The organism is Rahnella aquatilis CIP 78.65 = ATCC 33071, assembly GCF_000241955.1.
Taxonomy (GTDB): domain Bacteria; phylum Pseudomonadota; class Gammaproteobacteria; order Enterobacterales; family Enterobacteriaceae; genus Rahnella; species Rahnella aquatilis.
On sequence record NC_016818.1, the window covers coordinates 320,878 to 338,451 of the forward strand.

At 53.1% G+C, this 17,574-nt stretch carries 16 protein-coding genes; 10 read left to right on the forward strand and 6 right to left on the reverse strand.

Translation table 11 applies throughout. From position 1 onward, the window contains the following. Positions 1-27: 27 nt before the first annotated feature. On the reverse strand, positions 28-378 hold the full coding sequence (gene nirD / locus RAHAQ2_RS01415) for a nitrite reductase small subunit NirD (protein WP_037040691.1): 351 nt from the start codon (positions 376-378) through the stop codon (positions 28-30). Further along, complete coding sequence (gene nirB / locus RAHAQ2_RS01420) at positions 378-2,927, reverse strand: nitrite reductase large subunit NirB (protein ID WP_014333549.1); 2,550 nt, start codon at positions 2,925-2,927, stop codon at positions 378-380. Before nirB ends, nirD begins: the two co-directional genes overlap by 1 nt. 223 nt (positions 2,928-3,150) lie before the next feature. Here nirB and RAHAQ2_RS01425 point away from each other — a divergent pair, with 223 nt between their 5' ends. The 7 genes from RAHAQ2_RS01425 to argD all read left to right on the forward strand — a co-directional run bounded on the left by RAHAQ2_RS01425 (position 3,151) and on the right by argD (position 9,743). Beyond that, entirely contained in the window at positions 3,151-4,434 is a 1,284-nt protein-coding gene (locus RAHAQ2_RS01425; RefSeq protein WP_014333550.1) for a cytosine deaminase, read from the forward strand. 145 nt (positions 4,435-4,579) lie between these two features. After that, a complete protein-coding gene (gene ppiA / locus RAHAQ2_RS01430; protein WP_014333551.1) occupies positions 4,580-5,146 on the forward strand; it encodes a peptidylprolyl isomerase A in 567 nt (188 codons plus the stop codon). Between the two features lie 538 nt (positions 5,147-5,684). Next, entirely contained in the window at positions 5,685-6,890 is a 1,206-nt protein-coding gene (locus tag RAHAQ2_RS01435) for an aldose 1-epimerase family protein (RefSeq protein ID WP_014333552.1), read from the forward strand. Between the two features lie 97 nt (positions 6,891-6,987). Then, positions 6,988-7,158: a YhfG family protein gene (locus tag RAHAQ2_RS24740; RefSeq protein ID WP_014333553.1), complete on the forward strand. Its 171-nt coding sequence runs from the start codon at positions 6,988-6,990 to the stop codon at positions 7,156-7,158. Continuing rightward, positions 7,148-7,750, forward strand: coding sequence for a putative adenosine monophosphate-protein transferase Fic (locus RAHAQ2_RS01440; RefSeq protein WP_014333554.1), 603 nt, complete (start codon positions 7,148-7,150; stop codon positions 7,748-7,750). The genes RAHAQ2_RS24740 and RAHAQ2_RS01440 overlap by 11 nt, the downstream gene beginning before the upstream one ends. A 76-nt stretch (positions 7,751-7,826) precedes the next feature. Next, positions 7,827-8,402 (forward strand): aminodeoxychorismate synthase component II, encoded by a 576-nt coding sequence (locus RAHAQ2_RS01445; RefSeq protein ID WP_014333555.1) that lies wholly within the window; start codon positions 7,827-7,829, stop codon positions 8,400-8,402. 123 nt (positions 8,403-8,525) lie between these two features. Next, positions 8,526-9,743 carry a bifunctional acetylornithine/succinyldiaminopimelate transaminase gene (gene argD, locus RAHAQ2_RS01450; protein ID WP_014333556.1) on the forward strand — a complete coding sequence of 406 codons (1,218 nt, stop codon included), beginning with the start codon at positions 8,526-8,528 and terminating at the stop codon, positions 9,741-9,743. A 669-nt stretch (positions 9,744-10,412) separates the two neighbouring features. On the opposite strand, the gene RAHAQ2_RS01460 is transcribed toward argD, so the two are convergent. Then, positions 10,413-12,488: a YccS/YhfK family putative transporter gene (locus RAHAQ2_RS01460; protein WP_014333557.1), complete on the reverse strand. Its 2,076-nt coding sequence runs from the start codon at positions 12,486-12,488 to the stop codon at positions 10,413-10,415. A 61-nt stretch (positions 12,489-12,549) separates the two neighbouring features. Beyond that, positions 12,550-13,182 (reverse strand): cAMP-activated global transcriptional regulator CRP, encoded by a 633-nt coding sequence (gene crp / locus RAHAQ2_RS01465; protein WP_013573634.1) that lies wholly within the window; start codon positions 13,180-13,182, stop codon positions 12,550-12,552. A gap of 363 nt (positions 13,183-13,545) precedes the next feature. Here crp and RAHAQ2_RS01470 point away from each other — a divergent pair, with 363 nt between their 5' ends. Then, complete coding sequence (locus tag RAHAQ2_RS01470) at positions 13,546-13,953, forward strand: OsmC family protein (RefSeq protein ID WP_013573635.1); 408 nt, start codon at positions 13,546-13,548, stop codon at positions 13,951-13,953. A gap of 3 nt (positions 13,954-13,956) precedes the next feature. On the opposite strand, the gene RAHAQ2_RS01475 is transcribed toward RAHAQ2_RS01470, so the two are convergent. Both RAHAQ2_RS01475 and allS read right to left on the reverse strand, forming a co-directional pair. After that, positions 13,957-14,826 (reverse strand): phosphoribulokinase, encoded by an 870-nt coding sequence (locus RAHAQ2_RS01475; protein ID WP_014333558.1) that lies wholly within the window; start codon positions 14,824-14,826, stop codon positions 13,957-13,959. Between the two features lie 135 nt (positions 14,827-14,961). After that, the gene (gene allS, locus RAHAQ2_RS01480) at positions 14,962-15,876 is read right to left on the reverse strand and encodes an HTH-type transcriptional activator AllS (protein ID WP_014333559.1); all 915 of its coding nucleotides are present in this window, start codon (positions 15,874-15,876) and stop codon (positions 14,962-14,964) included. 214 nt (positions 15,877-16,090) lie between these two features. On the opposite strand from allS, the gene RAHAQ2_RS01485 reads away from it, so the two are divergent. Both RAHAQ2_RS01485 and allR read left to right on the forward strand, forming a co-directional pair. Beyond that, positions 16,091-16,597, forward strand: a complete 507-nt coding sequence (locus RAHAQ2_RS01485) for an ureidoglycolate lyase (RefSeq protein ID WP_037033635.1) — start codon at positions 16,091-16,093, stop codon at positions 16,595-16,597. Between the two features lie 86 nt (positions 16,598-16,683). Beyond that, positions 16,684-17,493 (forward strand): HTH-type transcriptional repressor AllR, encoded by an 810-nt coding sequence (gene allR, locus RAHAQ2_RS01490; protein ID WP_013573639.1) that lies wholly within the window; start codon positions 16,684-16,686, stop codon positions 17,491-17,493. The last annotated feature ends 81 nt before the right edge of the window (positions 17,494-17,574 follow it).

Sequence of the window (17,574 nt, forward strand, 5' to 3'; positions counted from 1 at the left end):
CCCGGAGGCGGCGTGGAGGCGTGGAGTTTAGCTGATTTCAGCCCGAAGACTGGCGGTATTGATTTGCACGTTTCCGTCCTGCACTCGGACCTCGTAAGCCGGAACCGAATACTGTTCGTCTTCCATGCAGACACCGTCTGTCAGACGAAAATGCTGTTTTTTCAGCGGACTGGCTACCCAAAGTTCGCCCTGATGTTCAGCGATAATCCCGCGTGACAGCACGCTGGCCTGCGCGAAAGGGTCGATGTTCGACAGGGCAAAAATCTGCTCATCGGCGTAAGGACGGAACAGCGCGATTTGCTGATCGCCTGCCAGTGCGCACACGCCGCAGGCAGGCAGGATCTGATCGACAGAACAAAGCGTTAACCACTGGCTCATCATACTTCCTCCCCGTCAGTGACCAGCGTCACCGGAATACGTTCGTCAGGACGCGCCGGACGATGCTGCTGACGTTCGCCGACAAACTGCACGTTCGGATCACGCTGGCTGCTGTTGATAAAGTGGCTGAAGCGGGTTTGCGCCGCCGGATCGTTCAGCGTTTCCTGCCATTCACAAACCGCAGATTCACGCAGACGCGTCAGTTCGGCTTCGAGCTGATCGTTAAGGCCCAGTTTGTTATCGATGATAACGTTGCGCAGGTAACCGATGCCACCTTCGAGGTTGTCCATCCAGACCGAGGTACGTTGCAGTTTATCGGCGGTGCGGATGTAGAACATCATGAACCGGTCGAGATAACGCAGCAGGGTGTCGTTATCCAGATCGGCAGCCAGTAAATCACCGTGCCGTGGTTTCATGCCGCCGTTGCCGCAGACATACAGGTTCCAGCCGTTTTCCGTCGCGATAATCCCGACGTCTTTGCCCTGTGCTTCGGAGCATTCACGGGTACAGCCGGACACACCGAACTTCATTTTGTGCGGCGTACGGATGCCTTTGTAACGGTTTTCCAGGCTGATGCCGAAACCGAGGCTGTCGCCCACGCCGTAACGGCACCAGGTGCTGCCGACGCAGGTTTTCGCCATGCGCAGTGCTTTGGCATACGCCTGACCGGTTTCGAATCCGGCGTTAATCAGTTTCTGCCAGATGGCCGGTAAATCGTCTTTTTGCGCGCCGAACATGCCGATGCGCTGTGAACCGGTAATCTTGGTGTAAAGATTGTATTCAGCCGCGATCTCACCAATGGCCTGCAAGCCTTGCGGTGTGATTTCACCGCCCGGCGAACGCGGTATAACGGAATAGGTGCCGTCTTTTTGCATGTTGGCGAGGAACACATCGTTGGTGTCCTGCAACGGCGTGTGCTGCGGTTTCAGCACGTAATCGTTCCAGCAGGAGGCCAGCAGCGAGCCGACGGTCGGTTTACAGACTTCACAACCGTAGCCTTTGCCGTATTTATTCAGCAGATCGTCGAAAGAGCGGATCCCTTCCACGCGGATCAGGTGATAAAGCTCCTGACGCGAATATGCGAAGTGTTCGCACAGATGATGGTTTACTTCGATGCCTTGTTTGCTGAGTTCGGCATTCAGTACCTGTGTGACCAGCGGAATACAGCCGCCGCAGCCAGTCCCGGCTTTGGTCGCCGATTTCAGCGCCGCCACGGTATGACAGCCCCCCTGAACGGCTTTGATAATGTCGCCTTTGGTGACGTCAAAACACGAACAGATTTGCGCGCTTTCCGGCAGGGCATCGGTGCCAATCACCGCTGTGCCGCTGCCTGAGTGGGCTGGCAGGATCAGCGCATCCGGATTTTCCGGCAGTGGAATGCTGTTCAGCACCAGTTGCAGCAGATTGCCGTAATCGCTGGTGTCGCCGACCAGCACCGCGCCGAGCAGCGTTTTGTTGTCTTCGCTGACCACCAGGCGTTTATACAGCGCTTTGGTCTCATCCAGATACACATAGCTGCGTGCGCCCGGCGTACGGGCATGTGCGTCGCCGATACCGGCCACATCGACGCCTAACAGTTTCAGTTTGGCGCTCATATCGGCGCCCGTAAAGGCGTTATCGCGCCCCAGTAAATGGTCGGCGGTGACCTGCGCCATTTTGTAACCCGGCGCGACCAGGCCAAAAGTCCGCTGGTTCCACGAGGCGCATTCGCCGATGGCATACACATCCGGATCGCTGGTCTGGCACTGGTCGTTAATCACGATACCGCCGCGTGGGGCGATCTCCAGATCGCACTGGCGCGCCAGTTTGTCCTGCGGGCGGATACCGGTGGAGAACACGATGAAATCGACCTCGAGGAAGGTGCCGTCGGCGAACTCCATCGTTTTACGGGCAGACGTGCCGCCCTGAATGATCTGTTTAGTATTTTTGGCAGTATGAACGCGAACACCCATGCTTTCGATTTTCTGGCGTAGCTGGCTGCCACCCTGCGTGTCGAGCTGTTCCGCCATCAGGCCGGGTGCGAATTCGACAACGTGCGTTTCCACGCCAAGGTTTTTCAGCGCACCGGCCGCTTCAAGGCCGAGTAAACCGCCGCCGACCACGGCACCGCGTTTGCTGCGACGGGCGCAGGATTCGATGGCATGTAAATCTTCAATGGTGCGGTAAACAAAGCAATCCTGACCGTCAGAACCGGTGATCGGCGGTACCCACGGATAGGAGCCGGTGGCGATAATCAGTTTGTCGTAATACACCGTGCGGCCGCTGCTGGAATGAATGACCTTTTCCTTGCGGTTGAGCGTGATCGCCCGTTCGCCAGTCAGCACATTGACGTGATGTTTTTCGTAGAATCCTTCGCGAACCAGGGACAGTTCTTCGGCGGTATGGTGTGAAAAATAAGAGGAAAGATGGACGCGGTCATAGGCCACGCGCGGCTCTTCACAAAATACCGTGATATCGAACTGACCCGGTTCTGCCTTATCCAGTAAATCTTCGATAAAGCGATGGCCGACCATGCCGTTGCCAATAATCGCGAGTCTGACTTTGCTCATAATTGCCTCAATATTGATTTTCTAAGGCTAAACATAACCCGCGCGTAACAGGGGGTATTGATGCAAATCAAGCCAGTTCCAATATACTCCTTAGGTGGTATTTAACTGATTTTATTGGGTTTTTGTGTAACCTTTCGATTTATAAACACTTTCAGGCTATTGTTCTACTATTGGCTTTCTAATCGCCAGCGATGCAGTCTTACAAAAAATGATGAGGTAACGCGTGACGAAAACTCTTTTGCGTACCGTTAAAAATGTACGGTTGCCTGACCGTGAAGGATTATGGCAGATAGACATCGAAGACGGCGTGATCCGCCAGATTGTCCCTCAGCTGGACAATGCCGATTACGGCAAACATATCCTTGATGCTGAAGGCGGGCTGGCAATCCCCCCTTTTATCGAACCGCATATCCATCTCGATACCACCCAGACTGCCGGTCAGCCCGCGTGGAATCAGTCCGGTACGTTATTCGAAGGCATTGAACGCTGGGCTGAACGCAAGGCGCTGTTGTCGCATGAAGACGTCAAACAGCGCGCCTGGCAGACGCTGAAGTGGCAGATTGCCAATGGCATTCAGCATGTGCGCACCCATGTGGATGTGTCGGATCCGACGCTGACGGCGCTCAAAGCCATGCTGGAAGTGAAAGCCGAAGTCGCGCCGTGGATCACGCTGCAAATTGTGGCGTTTCCGCAGGAAGGTATCATGTCGTACCCGAACGGTGAGGCCTTGCTGGAAGAAGCGCTGAGGCTGGGCGCGGATGTGGTAGGCGCTATTCCGCATTTCGAATTCACCCGCGAATACGGTGTGGAATCGCTGCACAAAACCTTCGGACTGGCGAAAAAATACAATGCGCTTATCGACGTGCATTGCGACGAAATTGACGATGAGCAGTCGCGTTTTGTCGAAACCGTGGCCGCGCTGGCCTTGCGTGAAAACATGGGCGCGCGCGTCACCGCCAGCCATACCACGGCGATGCATTCCTATAACGGTGCGTATACGTCGCGTTTATTCCGCCTGCTGAAAATGTCTGGCATCAACTTTGTCGCCAATCCGCTGGTGAATATCCACCTGCAGGGGCGGTTTGATACCTATCCGAAACGCCGTGGTATTACGCGTGTGAAAGAAATGCTGGAAGCCGGGATTAACGTCTGTTTCGGCCATGATGATGTGTTTGACCCGTGGTATCCGCTCGGCACCGCCAATATGTTGCAGGTACTGCACATGGGGCTGCATGTTTGTCAGCTGATGGGGTATCAGCAAATTGATGACGGGCTGAAGCTCATCACCACTTACAGCGCCCGTACTATGAATTTGCAAGGTTACGGTCTGGAAAGTGGTCATGCTGCCAGCCTGATTATCCTGCCCGCACAAAGTGGCTTTGATGCCGTACGTCGCCAGACGCCGGTGCAATATTCCCTGCGTGAGGGCGTATTGATTGCGCAAACACAGCTGGCAAAAACGATCATCCATCTTGATAAAGATCACCTTGTAGATTTCAACAGCTAAGACAGTGAAAAATAGGATGTAATATTCTGAAATAATTAGAGTATTTATTCCCAAGCGTAAATAAAGGTAAAGGTCTGGCGCTGAGCGTAAAGGCTCTTTAGAATCAGTGGGATCTGTTGTTTGTATTCTGGAGAAAGGAACCGTCATGTTTAAACGTACTTTAGTGGCTCTCACTGCGCTGCTATCCCTGACTGCAATGGCGCCTGTTCTGGCGGCCGCCCAAACCCACGTCATGCTGACCACTTCAGCAGGGAATATCGAACTGGAACTCGACAGTGCGAAGGCACCGGTTTCTGTAAAGAATTTCGTTGATTACGCCCAGAGCGGCTATTACAACAACACCATTTTTCACCGTGTGATCCCGGGCTTCATGGTGCAGGGTGGCGGTTTCACCACTGACATGCAGCAAAAAGCGACCAAAGAGCCGATCAAGAACGAAGCGGACAACGGCCTGCGTAACCTGCGCGGCACTGTCGCCATGGCGCGTACTGCCGATAAAGACAGCGCGACCAGCCAGTTCTTTATCAACGTGGCAGATAACGCCTTCCTTGATCACGGCCAGCGTGATTTCGGCTATGCCGTATTCGGCAAAGTCATCAAAGGGATGGATGTGGTAGACAAAATGTCTCAGGTCAAAACTGATAACGTCGGGCCATACCAGAATGTGCCGACGACGCCGATTGTGATCCTGTCTGCGAAAGTGCTGCCTTAATTTTTCAGCCTTTCTACCCGAATACTATTTCTATAAGCCTCCGGTTCCGGGGGCTTTTTATTGCTCATTTTTTGGCGCTCCCTTCATGAGACTTATAGTTTTAAAGAACGCCTCAGCGTCCCGCTTTCATGGAAAATGAAATGAGTGAAACCCGTCTGATTGCTCGTCATTTTCATACATTCCTTTTTAAAAGAGAGCGAACACGTTATGCCTGCGTTGTTTGATAAACAATTAGATGCGTAGGGAAAATGGAATTTTCAGAGGTTTAGTATTCATAACTGAGCTGTAAAAAGTAACTTTTTCTGCTAACACACATAAGCTGAAACGCGTCAGCTTATGTGTGTCTGTCCCTGCCTGAGATCTCATTTTCAAGTGCAATGTATCTCACACGATAAGAATTTCTGCGAAGTCTGACACGTTACCGCCTGCCATTTAGCCTCAAAAACGCTCAACTTGAAGGCTGTCACATTTTTCGCCTGCCGGAGTTTGTAGGCTGAATTGCTTTTGGGCTAAATCAATTCAGCAAAAAGGGGTTATTGTGAAAAAATTACTCGTTACCGGGATCGTTCTGGGGCTTTTTTCGTGGCAGGCCACTGCACAAACTATTGTGCTGACGGATGCTGAAGCCGGTACAGAACTGGGAAACTGGAAAACTGACAACAAAAAGCTGAATATCGCGGGAACAGATTTCAGCATCGAACAAAAAGTGCTGCACGGTGGTAAACAGGAAGGGTCAAAAGTCATCACCATTACCAGCAAGGGGCTGACAATTGCCCTCAGCCCGACGCGCGGAATGGATTTACTGCACGTGACCGGCGATAACATCCGTTTAGGCTGGGATTCCCCGGTTCAGGAAGTGGTCAATCCTGCGTATATCAATCTTGAAAGCCGTAACGGCGTGGGCTGGCTGGAAGGTTTCAACGAAATGATGGTGCGCTGCGGTTTTGAATGGACCGGACACCCTGTCACTGCCGATGGCATGATTTACACACTGCACGGTCGTGCGGGTAATACACCTGCCTCGAAAGTGGTGGTTGATATTGCCGATAAAGCCCCTCATGAAATCACTGTGCGCGGCTTGCTGAAAGAAGACACCTTTAAGAAAGCCAAGCTGGAAACCTGGACTGAGCTCCGTTATGTACCGGGCAGTCATTCGTGGACCATCCACGACACCCTGACTAACCAGTCGGATTATCCGCATGACTACCAGATTATTTATCACAGTAATTTCGGTCAGCCTATCCTTGAGCAGGGTGCCCGTTTCATTGCGCCGCTGAAATCAATTTCTCCGTTCAATGATTACGCCAAAAAAGGTTTAGCAGACTGGCAGACTTACGCCGGGCCAACCAAAGGCTTCGATGAGATGGTCTTTAACATGGTGCCGCTGGCGGATGCGCAGGGTAAAACCATTGCCGGCGTCGTGAACAAAGCCGGGAATAAAGGGGCATCGATTGAATTCGATACCCATCAGTTACCGCTGCTGACGCTGTGGAAAAACACCGATACGCTGAAGCAGGGTTACGTTACGGGTATCGAACCGGGCACCAACTATGCGTATCCGGTCACTATCGAACGTAAACAAGGCCGCGTGAAACAACTGCAACCCGGTCAGAGCACAGTGTTTGAGCTGAAGTATTCACTTCTGCCAGATGCGCAGGCGGTGAAACAGCTTGAGGACCGGGTGAAAACGCTTCAGGCAGATCATAAAACAGACGTAAACGAGACGCCTATCGCTGTTGAATAATCCGAGTTTAGGGCGCTGAGACTGGCGCCCTTTTTTCTCTGTCTATACTTAACTCCACAAGGTATATGCCCGAATGGCTGTACACAGGGAGGAAAAGATGGCGAAGAAACTGACACTCAGGCAGCAGGAAAAACTGTTTCGCGAACGTCAGCGGCAGAACTTTCAGGCCAGCAGCGCGCTGGATGGTTTGCAGGTTGAGATTATCACGTTAGACAACGAACAAATTTCACAACGTCTCACCGAACTGAGGAGGCACTATGAACGATAAACTCGTGGCCGGTGCCGACCCTTATTATTATCCCGGCATTAATGTGCTGAAAAACCGGCTGGAAATACGTGAAGAACATCGTCTGTTGCAGGCCGAACTGGCATTTACTGCCCTGCGCGCATCAGTGATGCCGCTTGGGCCGTCGGTGATGGGGCTGCCGCATCTGTGTGCGGTGCATCTGTCTTTGTTCCAGGATATTTATCCCTGGGCAGGTGAGTTCCGTGAAATTGATATCTACAAGGATGACACTCAGTTTTGCCATTTCGAATACATCGAAAAAGAGGGCAATGCGCTGATGCAGGAACTGGAAGAAGAAGAGTTTCTGGTCGGGTTACCGCTGGATAATCTCGCTGAGCGTCTGGCTCATTATTATACCGGCCTGAATCTGCTGCACCCGTTCCGCCACGGTAACGGACGTGCGCTGCGGATATTTATCGAGCAACTGGTCATTCATGCGGGCTACGACATTGACTGGTCCAAAGTGGATCGTGAGCGCTGGCTGGCGGCCAATAAAACCGCAGTATTTGGTGATGAAACCGAGCTGGTGGCCATTTTTAATACTGTTGTCAGTGAAATCCCGCAAGAACATTGATCGACAAAATACTGAGCCTGGGCTCAAAAGTGCGTAGAATTACCCGGTAAATTTTCCGACTTTTACCGGGTACACTATGCTGCTGCTGATCGACAACTACGATTCCTTTACCTACAACCTCTATCAATATTTTTGCGAGCTGGGTGCAGAGGTGAAAGTGATGCGTAACGATCAGCTGACGCTCACCGGCATTGAACAGCTTTCCCCCTCGCATTTAGTGATTTCTCCCGGTCCGTGTACGCCTGATGAGGCGGGCATTTCCCTGCAAGCGATAACCTATTTCTCTGACCGTTTACCGATCCTCGGCGTGTGCCTCGGGCATCAGGCCATGGCGCAGGCGTTCGGCGCGAATATCGTCCGTGCGCGGCAGGCCATTCACGGCAAAACTTCACCCGTCCGCCATACCGGCAGGAGTGTCTTTACCGGACTGAATAATCCGCTGACCGTGACGCGCTATCATTCGCTGGTGGTCGCGCCACAGACGCTGCCCGACTGTTTTGAGGTCACGGCCTGGACAGAACGCGATGGCGGTCGTGACGACATTATGGGCATCATGCACAAAACCTTGCCGCTGCATGGCGTTCAGTTTCATCCCGAAAGTATTCTGAGTGAGCAGGGGCATCAGCTTCTGGATAATTTCCTTAAAATCTAATTAGTTACTATTTCTGAAAAAATTACTTACCCGTCAGGTGCGATTTCCGTTTGCCTGTTTGTGATTTTTTATGCATATTTTGTGATTATAATTTCACATCAATGGCAGTGAGGGAGTAGGGTAATGGCAGAAAAATCAGCGGTAGATCGGGGCACATTCGACAAAGTTATTTTGCCGGTTTATTCGCCTGCGAAATTCATTCCCGTGAAAGGTAAAGGCAGTCGCGTGTGGGATCAGCAAGGGAACGAATATGTTGATTTCGCCGGGGGTATCGCTGTCACGGCGCTCGGACATTGCCATCCGGCACTGGTGAAAGCGTTGCACGAGCAGGGCGAAACCCTGTGGCATGTCAGTAATGTATTTACCAATGAGCCCGCCCTTCGTCTGGCGCAGAAGCTGATCGACGCCACCTTTGCTGACCGCGTATTCTTCGCCAACTCCGGAGCTGAAGCCAACGAAGCGGCCTTTAAACTGGCGCGCTATTACGCTTCGCATCGTCACAGCCCGTACAAAAGTAAGATCATCGCTTTCCATAACGCTTTCCATGGCCGCACGTTGTTCACGGTGTCCGTGGGTGGCCAGCCGAAATACTCCGACGGCTTCGGCCCGAAACCCGCTGACATTGTGCATGTGCCGTTCAACGATCTGGATGCTGTAAAAGCGGTGATCGACGACCATACCTGTGCCATTGTTGTAGAACCCGTTCAGGGCGAAGGCGGGGTGACACCGGCCACCAAAGAATTCCTGCAAGGTCTGCGTGAGCTCTGTAACAAACATCAGGCGCTGCTGGTGCTGGATGAAGTACAAAGCGGCATGGGACGCAGCGGCAAGTTGTTCAGCTACATGCATTACGGTGTGACGCCGGACATCCTGACCACGGCCAAAGCGCTCGGCGGTGGTTTCCCGGTCAGCGCGATGCTGGCAACCGAAGAAGTGGCCTCCGTGATGGAACCGGGCAAACACGGCACCACCTACGGCGGTAACCCGCTGGCCTGTGCGGTCGCCGAAGCTGCGCTGGATATCATCAATACGCCTGATGTACTGGCTGGCATCAACGAGCGCCGCGAGAAATTCATCAGTGCGCTGGAAGCCATCAATCAGAAATATCATATCTTCAGCGAGTTCCGTGGCCAGGGGCTGCTGATCGGGGCCGAGCTTGCCGATGCGTATAAAAACCGCGCCGGAGAATTCCATGCCGCCGCCGCCGAATTCGGCCTGATGATGCTGGTCGCCGGACCGAATGTGATGCGGTTCGCGCCATCACTTGTCATCGACTTCGCGGATATTGAAGAAGGGATGGCGCGGTTTGAGAAAGCCGTGGGGAAAGTTTGTGGGGGGTGATCCCCACGGCCCCACTGGTTTAAACCGAGAATATTTCGGTTTCTCAATAACGGTTATCACAAGGCCTTTGCGCCGAAACCGAGCAGAGGGGAAAGGCTTTTCCCCTCTGCACTCCCCTCGCTTTTTCACTGCGCGCTGTCGCAGGCACGACGGACATGTTCTGACGCATCAGTGTGTGGCGCAAATCCAGGTGCTTCGCACTGCCTTCTCTCGGTCTTCGAGCCGATGGTCTCGAAGCCGCTCCGTTCAGCTGAATTTTGAGCACGCCAATCAACTTATTTAAAAGATAAAAGACAATCTGCCGTTGAATTTGAGATCCTGCGGGCGATTCAGAAATCTTGCCGAACGGAGCGGCCTGAAGACCCAGGGCTTCAGGACCGAGAGAGGGAACCGCAACGCGGCAAGATTTCCAGCCTGTCGCTGCGGTTGCTGAAACATAGCCAGCGAGCGGAGCGCGTGTTGAAAAAGCGAGGGGAAATCCAAAAGGGGAAAAGCACTTTCCCATTTTGGGCGGTTTCGGCGCTGCGCGTTAAGTGATCCCCGTACTTGAGAAACCGAAACTTTCTCAATCCGTTTTAAGCCGTCAGTGCGCGGCATCCGCACTTGAGAAACCGAAATAGCTCCGGCCAATTTTTAATTCGGAGATTTAAAGGGCAATCCCCTTCACGTTCACGCCCGCCGCGTCAGCCAGATACCATGATGTGGCCTCTGCTTCCACGCCAGTGACGAAATGGTATGCATCACGCTGAGATGCGAAATCACGCGCCGCAGATGGCGTTCCATTTCGGTCAGCGGCATATCGGGGTGAAGTTCCGGTGCATTAAACAGATTGTTCTCGCTGCCCGGCCCGTCGTAGAGCAGCCGTTGCTGACAGCTTTGCAGCGCGATTTCGCAGGTCTGTAAATATTCCGTCGCCAGTTTTTCCGGCAGCATGTAATGCTCGCGGGCAAGGATCGTCATCGCGTTGATATGCTCGACCACAAACTGGCTGTGCGTCACCCATAAACGCATGTCCGCCAGATAATGCGAGTTAAACCCCGGTTCCTGCATCGCCTGGTTGAGCGAGGTAAACAGCTTATTGTGTGCCTGATTGACCTGCATACGGGTGTACGCCAGCCTGGCGGTGTCGGGATTTTCCTCAAGCAGCAGGCGGATAGCGTTCTGATAGGTTTCCAGCGCCTGGTGCGCATTCTGGCGCAGCAAACCGCTTTGCCATTGTGGCCACAGCCAGATAGTGCCACCGAATGCCAGTGCGCAGCCGATCAGCGTATCCACCAGCCGCGGTACCAGAAAATGCACGCCATTCATCGCCAGCAACTGCAGGGTATACACTGCCGTCACCGTCATGCCGACCATCGCCAGCCCGTAGTTTTTGCGTAAAACCGTATAGGACAACAGCGTGATCAGCAGCATGTACAGCAACGTGGTGCCTTCCGGCAACTCCAGTTTTAACAACCCTGAGGCAATCAGTAATCCGGCCAATGTGCCCAGCGCACGGTGCTGGATCCGCACGCGCGTGGCGTTATAGCCGTTCTGGCTGACCAGCATAATAGTCAGCAAAATCCAGTACGGTTTGGGCAGATTGAAAAACAGCCCCAGACTGCTGCCAATCGCCAGAATAATGCCCAGACGCGCGGCATTGCGCAGGGCCACGGATTTGAATGAGAGATAACTTTTCAGCGCAGGCCAGAAGGGCAGACGCGGCTGAGTGTTCATCAGATCGCGCCGGTACAACGGGCGCTGGGTGCGCAGCAGACGCGCGATACGGCTGAAATGGTAATAACAAAACTGGCCGACCGGATTGTCCGGGTTACGCGCGGCGATTTTCTCCAGCGCGGTCAGCTCATTGGCCATCGTAAAGCGCTCGGATAAGCGATGATAAAGGATATCGTCGGCAATCACCCGCAGACGGGCGGAAATCACCTGCGCATTGCGACGGATAACCGCTTCGGCATGGCTTTCCTCGACCAGTTTCTGTACTTCCTCCGGCTGATGGAGGCTGACGGTAATGTGCTCCTGCAAATCGAGTGCGACCTGAAAACGCTGAAACAGCCGCTTATGGTGATGATGATGTCCGTGCTGGGGCAACATGTGCAGTTGCTGATAAAGCAGGGCAATCAGGTCGATAACCTGCTGCTGGCGGGTCAGCAACGGCGGCAAAGCGGTTTCGGGATCGGTATGTTGCGTCAGCAGGCTGTACTTGGCTTCGAAATAATCCGCGAGTTGCAGATAGAGCTGGCTGAGCGTTTCGCGCATCGGTTGTTCTTTCGAAATACGAAACCACGCCCAGTTAAACAATCCGTACCAGGCGGTGCCGGCAGCGAACAGCACCGGGGCCTGCCACATCGGGCGCACGCCCACCATGCTCAGCGTGAAGATAGTTGCCACCAGCGCGCCGGGTAACAGACGCGCATGCAGCGGGCTGATTTCACCGGTGACACCGAGCAGTAACGCCAGCGACAGCATAATGAGCGGCAGCGGAACGTGCCAGTTTTCCAGCATCAGTTGCAGCAGAATACTGCTCACGGCAAAGAGTGAACCGCCGACGAGCAGGCGTTTGAAAAAGCGTTTGTGCGGAGTATCCAGACCGGCGATGTTGCAACAGGCCGGACAGAGAGAAAACAGCAGCCCCATTTGCAGATTGCCGAACAACCAGCAAATGCTGACAGGCAGGCACAACACCAGCGTCTGGCGCAGCGCGTAGTTCACTTCAGGATGGTAAAACAGTCTTCGCCATAGCGTCATGGGTAAAGCTTAGCCCATAAAAAAGGCGCGACAGTGTTCTGCCGCGCCAATTTTTGAGGGATTAACGTGTGCCGTAAACGACAATCGTTTTACCGTGTGCGGAGATCAGACTCTGATCTTCCAGCATTTTGAGGATTCGTCCGACTGTTTCACGTGAACAACCGACGATTTGGCCAATTTCCTGACGGGTAATCTTGATTTGCATCCCGTCCGGATGGGTCATTGCATCAGGCTGTTTAGCCAGATTAAGCAAGGTTTGAGCGATACGACCGGTTACGTCGAGGAAGGCAAGGTTGCCGACTTTCTCTGACGTCACTTGCAGACGGTTGGCCATCTGCGCGGAGAGGCGCATCAGAATATCCGGGTTAACCTGAATCAGCTGGCGGAATTTTTTATAAGAAATTTCAGCCACTTCACAGGCAGTTTTAGCACGTACCCAGGCACTGCGTTCCTGACCTTCTTCGAAGAGTCCCAGCTCGCCGATGAAGTCACCTTGGTTAAGGTAGGACAGTATCATTTCCTTGCCTTCTTCATCTTTAATCAGGACAGCAACTGACCCTTTCACGATGTAGTAAAGCGTTTCGGCTTTTTCACCCTGGTGAATCAGCGTACTTTTAGAAGGATACTTATGTATATGACAGTGAGACAGGAACCATTCAAGAGTCGGGTCTGTTTGTGGCTTGCCGAGAACCATTTGCTATTATCCTCTGTTGTTATCGCTGCCCAAAATCACAGGGCTCAGAGTTCCCTGTACGGCACTTCAAAATCCAAAGCGCCCTTTCAGCATATAACTCCCCAGAAATGCTGCAAGCGGATGTCGGAGTGCAACAGCCTGTTTATTGCTGTTATCACCGTGGGTTCTGTTCTTAAACCGCAAAAACCGTCACCGCAATTTACTGGAAAGTATGTTTCGGCTTTGTTTGTAGCACAGGTTTGAGATGCTGTCTTCTGTTGTCTCGCTTCAGCATGATGGCGATCGGGTTACGTTGCCAGATTTTAGGTGAAAGGGTACTCTGAGAGCAGATTTCGATAAGTTTATTCACCGGGAGAATAGTTCATGCATGCACGTGTCAAATGGGTTGAAGGGCTGACATTTTTAGGTGAGTCTGCATCGGGTCATCAGATTTCAATGGATGGCAATGCGGGTGATAAAGCCCCAAGCCCGATGGAAATGTTACTGATGTCCGCAGGCGGTTGCAGCGCAATCGATGTGGTATCAATTTTACAAAAAGGCCGTAATGACGTGCGTGATTGTGAAGTGAAGCTGACCTCACAACGCCGCGAAGAAGCGCCGCGCCTGTTCACGCACATTAATCTGCATTTTATCGTCACCGGGAAGGACCTGACCGATAAGATTGTCGAACGTGCGGTCAGCCTGTCTGCCGAAAAATACTGTTCTGTGTCTCTGATGCTGGGTAAAGCGGCCACCATCACCCACAGCTTTGAAGTGATTGCAGCCGAATAAAGTTTACTCGATCTTCTTGCCTTCCATCAGGCGTTGCACCAGCGGCGCCATGATCAGCTCCATCGCCAGCCCCATTTTGCCGCCCGGCACCACCAGCGTTTTGATGTGCGAGATAAACGACCCCTGTAACATCGCCAGCAGATACGGGAAATCGATGTCGTCCAGCCCCTGGAAGTGGATCACCACAAAGCTTTCATCCAGCGACGGAATGGCTTTTGCTGCGAACGGGTTTGAAGTGTCGATAGTTGGCACGCGCTGGAAGTTGATGTGCGTGCGGGAAAACTGCGGCGTAATATAGCTGATGTAGTCATCCATCGAACGCACGACGGAATCCATCACCGCTTCACGGGAATGCCCGCGCTCGCCGGTATCGCGCACCAGTTTCTGGATCCACTCCAGGTTAACGATGGGCACTACGCCGACCAGCAAATCGACCTGTGCGGCGACGTCAATTTTGTCTGCCACTACGCCGCCATGCAGACCTTCATAGAACAAAATGTCTGTCGGTTCCGGCAATGCCTGCCACGGCGTAAAGGTACCCGGCACCTGATTGTAGGGAACGGCTTCGTCATAAGTATGCAGATACTTACGTGAACGACCCGTGCCGGTTTCTCCGTATTCGATAAAGCTTTTTTCCAGTAAACCAAAGTCATTGGCTTCCGGTCCGAAATAGCTGATATGACGGCCGAGATCGCGCGCTTTGCGTATTGCCGCATCCATTTCAGGACGAGTGAAATGATGAAAACTGTCGCCTTCCAGTTCCGCCGCGCGCAAACCAAGCTGCTGAAATATTTTACGAAATGCCACGCTGGTGGTTGTGGTGCCGGCACCGCTCGAACCGGTCACGGCAATAACAGGATGTTTGGCTGACATAATGCGCTGTTCTCCATAAAGGTGATGCAGGCAGGCGAGACGCGGTCTTTTCTGTGGTCGAAGATCTGGCGTCAAGGCTGCGCATAATTAAGCCTATTGTTACCATATTTATTCGCGAAGCCAAAGAGGGCATCACTATTCTAAACCCGCCAGCAACGGTTGGATCAGCGGGTCTTTCTGGTGGAACAGAGAAACAATGTCATGCAGCGCCTTGCCTGTGTACTCCTTTTTCCACGCCAGACTGAGCGGGGAAGGGGCGCGCGGATAGCGGATTTGCCGGGCGATCAGCTCGCCGCTGTCGAGATACGGCTGGCACAGATGGCGCGGCAGAAAACCGATACCCATTCCCTTCAGGTGACAGGCCAGTTTAGTCGCCACATCTGCCACGATGATCTGCCGTTGCCCGGTCAGCAACCAGGCCACCCGCTTGTTCAGATGGCGCGAGGTGTCTTCCACATTGATGGCAATGTACTGACGCAATACCGCTTCTTCCAGCATGCCAGTGATGTGCTGCAACGGATGAAAGGGCGCATGAACAAAAACCCAGTCCACTTCACCCAGCGGCAGCAGATTCACGGCGTTAGAAAGGGATTCGGTACCGGTCACGCCAATCGCCAGCTGAAAATCTTCGTACAGCAGCGTATCCCATACCCCCATGTAAATCTGCCGTGTGAAAGTGAACTGCGTGAACGGGTAGCGCTGCGTCAGAGAGCTTAATAACGCTGCCAGAGCTTCAGGGCAGTACATCAGATTGTTCACCACCACATTCAGCTGGCGCTCAATGCCGTCGTTAATCTGCTGCAATTCGGCCGGTACACCCTCCAGCCAGGTTAGCCACTGGCGACATCGTTCAAGCAGGTGCTGTCCGGCGGGCGTCAGCGACACCGTGCGGGTCGTGCGGTTGAGCAATAACGTCCCGGTACTGTCTTCCAGCATCTTAATTCGATAGCTGATGGTCGCAGGCGTTTTATGCAGCATCTCTGCCGCGCGGGAAAAGCTGCCTGTTTGTGCGACGTGCATAAAGGTTTTAATCGACTCCTCATCCAGCATAGGTCACCCGAAGTAATGTTAATGCATTGAATGAAAAAGATTTTATAGATTTAACCGGATGAGAATTGTGGACTTCATCAATTTTATGGAATCTTTTTCCATATTTATATTGAGCAAGTTGGAAAAAGTTTCTACAGTAATTGCATTGAGGATAAATCCGCCAATCTGGCGGGCTTATCTCACCGGTTTTATTTTAAATGCAGGGATGAATGCCATGGAACTTCCGGTTTACCCGCTGACCCAGGCGGCCTTCGCGGCTTACGGTGATGTGATTGAGACGACAGGTCGCGATTTTTTTCATATCAACGACGGCAAGGTTGAGCGGTACCACGATCTGACCAACGTGGAAATCCTCGGGCAGGATCGCCCGCTGGTCAGCATCAACCGCGCCCAGCCAGCACCGTTGCCCATTGTGGTGACGCAACTCGAAAAACACCCGCTCGGTTCACAGGCGTTTGTGCCGATGCAGGGCGAGCGCTTTATCGTGATTGTTGCGGCAGGGGGCGAGACGCCGGATATCTCCACGCTGAAAGCCTTTATCACCAACGGCCTGCAGGGCGTGAATTATCACCGGAATGTCTGGCACCATCCGCTGTTTGCGTTTGAGACGGTGACGAATTTTCTCACCGTCGATCGTGGCGGCGCAGACAACTGTGATATCAGTCAGTTACCTCAGGGCTATCAGCTTATTTTACCCGTTGCAGCGGGATTAAAGTCGTGACGCTATAAAGCATCTTGCATAAGATACAAGCATCTGAAAACAAGCGAAACGCGGGCGCTCAGCGCCTGATGCTGGAGAAATGTGAGATGGCCGAAGTAAAAAAACGGGGGCGTCCTAGCCAGCCTGGTTCTGGTTCGCAAAAGGGCGCTCAGGCCTTAGAACGCGGCATTGCGGTGTTGAATTATCTGGCGCAGTCCGGCGGCAGTTCTTCTGTCAGCAACATTGCAGAGAATTTATCGCTGCCCCTTTCCACCACTTTTCGACTGCTGAAAGTGCTGGAAGAGGCCGATTTTGTTTATCAGGATGCGCAACTGAGCTGGTGGCACATCGGCTTACAGGCGTTTACGGTCGGATCGTCTTATATCCATAACCGGGATGTATTGTCAGTCGCCGCGCCTTATATGCAGCGCCTGATGTTGTTGTCGGGCGAAACGGCCAATCTGGCGATCCGCAACGGTTTCGAAGCGGTACTGATCGGCCAGCGGGAATGCCAGTCGATGGTGCGGATGTGCGCGCCACTTGGCAGCCGTCTGCCACTGCATGCCTCCGGGGCCGGGAAAGCGTTGCTGTATTCGCTGGATGACGAGGCGCTGATGAGCCTGATGATGCAGGCGGGGTTGAAGAACTTTACGACGCACACGCTGGATAATCTGAATGCGTTGAAAAAGGATCTGCAACACGCGCGTCAGCAGGGTTTTGCACAGGACAGCGAAGAGCATGTGACAGGGCTGAACTGCCTGGCCTCGGCGATTTTTGACAGCAATAACAATGCGGTGGCGGCGATTTCGATCTCCGGCCCCAGCTCCCGCTTAACGACGGAGCGTTTTACCGATTTAGGCGAACTGGTGCGGGATACCGCGCGTGACATCAGTCTGGCCCTGGGCCAGCGCCACTAACCGGTTCGTCCTGCGATCCCCGCTCTGTCGTGAGCGGGATTTTTTTCAGTCAAATTAAAGTTGGAAACTTTTTCCGTTATT